Origin of the sequence: Streptomyces nogalater, from assembly GCF_039532885.1 — a bacterium.
GTDB lineage: Bacteria > Actinomycetota > Actinomycetes > Streptomycetales > Streptomycetaceae > Streptomyces > Streptomyces nogalater.
In genome coordinates this window covers 1-3,368 of sequence record NZ_BAAASM010000108.1, presented here as the reverse complement: position 1 = coordinate 3,368, position 3,368 = coordinate 1, and the positions used below count along the sequence as shown (strand labels likewise).

Genomic DNA, 3,368 nt, shown 5'->3' with positions numbered 1-3,368 from the left:
AGAAGGACGGGCCGACGTTGCCGGTGCACTTGTCGCCGTCCTTGCACAGGGCGTCGAAGGGGACATCCGGCCAGTTGTCGCGGGTGTCCTTGGTCAGTGAGTCGCAGCCGGTGCCCGTGGCCAGGCATCGCTCGGCGTAGTCGAAGACGACCTTGTCGGAGGCGGCCGGGGAGGCAGAGAACAGCTTGCCGGCGCGCTGGCCGTAGCGGATCTCCTTGAGGTAGCCGCCGCGGACGTAGTCGGTGCCGGTGGTGTCGTCGCCGAGTTTGTCGTAGTTGTTGTGCTCGGCGGTGTACCAGTAGGACGAGGCGTTGCCGTGGGTGTCCTCGATATAGTCGAGGTTCCAGCGCCAGGCCTGGCTCTTGGCGCGTGTGGCGAAGGAATCTCCGGCGCTGTAGCCGGGCTCGCCCTGGTCGTCGCCGAAGACCGGTACCGTCCATACCGAGTTGGTGCGGTCGTCGGTCCCGGCGCCGTCGAGCTTGTTCAGGCCGAAGACGTACTTCGTGCCGTTGCCGGTGACGACCGTCCAGTACTCGCCTGCTCCGTCGACGCCCGTTGTGCCCTCGTCGCCGTTGTCGGCGCCGGTGGAGTGGGTGACGGTGGAGGCGTCGTCGTCCTTGAGCCGCCAGGTACCCGTCTGGTCGTCCTTGACCAGTTCGGTGGCCTTGCCGTTGAGGACGAGGGAGGCGTTGTCGTACTTCCAGCACAGGTCGTACTTGCCGTCCTGGCCGTCGTCGTCGCAGGAGTGGTACTTGCGCTCGATGTAGGAGGACGTCAGGTCGAAGCCGGTGCCGATCTGGCTGCCCTGGTTGTTGGAGTTGGCCGTCTGGCCGTCGACGGCTCCGGAGTCGTAGGAGATGGTCAGGTCCGGCTGGGGGCCGGCCGCGGCCGGGGGCACCCGCAGGGGGTAGGACCAGGTGAAGGAGCCCGAGGAGCCGCCGGCCTCCCACGTGGAGGAAGCCGACAGCGGTGTCGCCTTGTAGCTGCCGGCCCCCGATGTCGCGCCCGCGGTGACGGCCAGCAGCATCGGCTGTCCGCCCGGGGCGAGGGTCACCGGTGCGGAGATGCTGTTCGCCTCGCGGTTGTTGACCGCGTCCAGGACGTCGCGCCGGTGGCACTTGGCCGCGGCGGGGTCCTTCAGGGCGCAGTCGGCCAGGCGGGCGAGCTGGAGGCGGCCGGCCCAGTCGCCGCCGTAGGCGGAGGCGAAGGCGGAGTAGTCGATGCCGAGCCGTGTGGTGCCGCCGGTACCGGCCCCGGTGAGTTTGAGGACGACGCCCTTGACGCCGAGTGTGGCGGCCGTCTTCTGGTCGAGGACCTCGACGGTGACGGAGTCGGCCCGCTTGCCCTTGACGGGGCTGGTGGCGGTGACCGGAAGCGAGCCGGGGGCGGCCTTGGCGGTGCCCTTGTCCGGGACGGTCAGCGAGGCCTTGCCGGGCTTCGGCCAGGTGGCCGTGCGCTGCTGGTCGTGGCGGGCGCGGGCCGCCGCCGTCTGGTCGGCCTCGGCGGCCTTCTTCACCTCGGCGGCGGCCTTCTTGTTCACCTCGGCGGTGAACGGGCTGACCTTGGTGGCGTGTTCGGGCTTCAGGTGCGGGCGGCCCAGGGGGGTGGTGTCCGCGGCGAAGGCCACGGGGGTCAGCAAGCCGGGCAGCAGGGCCAGACCGGTGGTCGCGGCGATACGCCGCGACCAGCGTCTTCTGGTTGCGGCCCCGCGGCGGCCCCCGTCAGGGCGGGGTATGCCAAAGGGGTTCATCGGGGTTCTTCCTACGCGGCGCCCGTGCCGCATCGGGCCGGGCGGGGTGCCGTTGAAAACAGGAGGCAGAACAGAGAAAGAGCCGGTGCGAGGCAGGCACCGGGTGCGCCGGGCGGCGAGGGCTGCCCCACATGCGGAGGGGGGCAGCCCGGCCGGCGACGGTGTTCCTACATGCTGTCCGGGCTGTCCAGGACCTTGTAGCGGATCTGGTCGGAGTTCATAGCCCCAGTCCACACCCGCAGGGATTCCAGCGAGCCGGGAAGGTAATAGCCCGTGGAGCCGCCGGCCGTCCCCCTGCCCGCGGACAGCGTTCCGCTGCCCTGCTGGATTGCGGAGAACCCGGAGGCGTCCTCGCCGGGCTGCTCCATCCCACTGACGTACAGGTGCAGCCGGCCCATGCGGTCCTCGGTCCTGGTGGGATCGGCTGGATCAATCCACTGCCAGGTCTCCTGCGCGTCGAAGACGCCGGTGACATCGACCCCGGTGTCCAGCTCGGCAAGGTCCCCGGGAAGCACCTGCGCGCTCTGGCTGACCTTTCCGTCCGCTCCCACGGCGGTCCGGGTGAACTTCCACTGGTAGGTGTCGACCGCGGGCTTGACCACCCACAGTGCCCAGGAGGACTCGCCGCCGATCGCCTGCCCGGCCACCTGGGCCTCATAGCCGACAGGCTTGCCCGCCAGCTTCTCGGCATCCAGCCTCACCCGGGCCGACACGGTGAACGAGCCCGTCTCATCGGCCACCGGGCCGGCGGCGGAGGCGTAGCCGGACTTTCCGTCCAAGGCAAGGGCGTTGTTGTCCGCGTCCAGCACCGCACCGGTGGACGACAGCGACAGCTCCGGTACCGGATACGGGCTCAGCTCCTTGACCTGGGTGCCGGTCGAAGATGCGGCATCCCAGTAGGCGACGAGTTCGCTGGTCGGCGCGCCGTCCTGCGTCAGCTGGGCTTCCTCGGCGATCTGCTCGGGGCTGAGCGCGTACTGCCACACCGAGACCTCGTCGATACGGCCGCGGAAGTACTCACCCCAGACGCCACCGACCCGGGAGCGGCCGATCTGCAGGCCCTCGGTGGAGGTCCATGGCTGGTACGCGGAAGACACCGCGTTCAGCACGACCGGCTTGCCCTGCGGGCGGCCGTTGACGAACAGCTGGATGGTGTCGTTGGTCTTGTCCGTGTCGCCCTTGGTGTCGAAGACGGCTGCCAGGTGCGTCCACACCTTCAGCGGCGGCGGCCCCGCATCGGCGACCGACCGCAGATAGACCGGGTTGTCCTTGACGTCGGTGGCGACGCGGTTGAACACCCACTTCTTCAGGCCCGTGGAGTAGTAGAGGGTGAAGGCCGAGGCGGTGCTGCCGGGTGCCGACAGCACCACACGGTTCTGTGAGGCGTCGGTCAGGTAGACCCAGGAGGAGACGGTGAAGGAGTCCTTGGTGTTCACCGCCGGCGTGGACGTGGCGGCATAGCCGGAGCGCAGGGTGTCGTCCGAGCCGTCGTTGAGCCATAGCGAGTAGTCCGTCTCGCCGCGGCGCCCCAGGGTGGACCAACCCGCGCCCGCGGTCTGCAGCGTGGCGTCGTGCCGGGTGCCCTCCGTCGCGGTGTCCTTGGCCAGCGTCGCCCCCG

At 69.8% G+C, this 3,368-nt stretch carries 2 protein-coding genes; both read right to left on the bottom strand.

The genetic code is table 11. The annotated features are described in order from the left end of the window. Positions 1-1,750: SpvB/TcaC N-terminal domain-containing protein (locus ABD350_RS37895; protein ID WP_344354024.1), on the bottom strand; the 1,750-nt coding region annotated here is incomplete at its 3' end. Between the two features lie 167 nt (positions 1,751-1,917). After that, positions 1,918-3,368: laminin G domain-containing protein (locus ABD350_RS37890; protein ID WP_344354021.1), on the bottom strand; the 1,451-nt coding region annotated here is incomplete at its 5' end.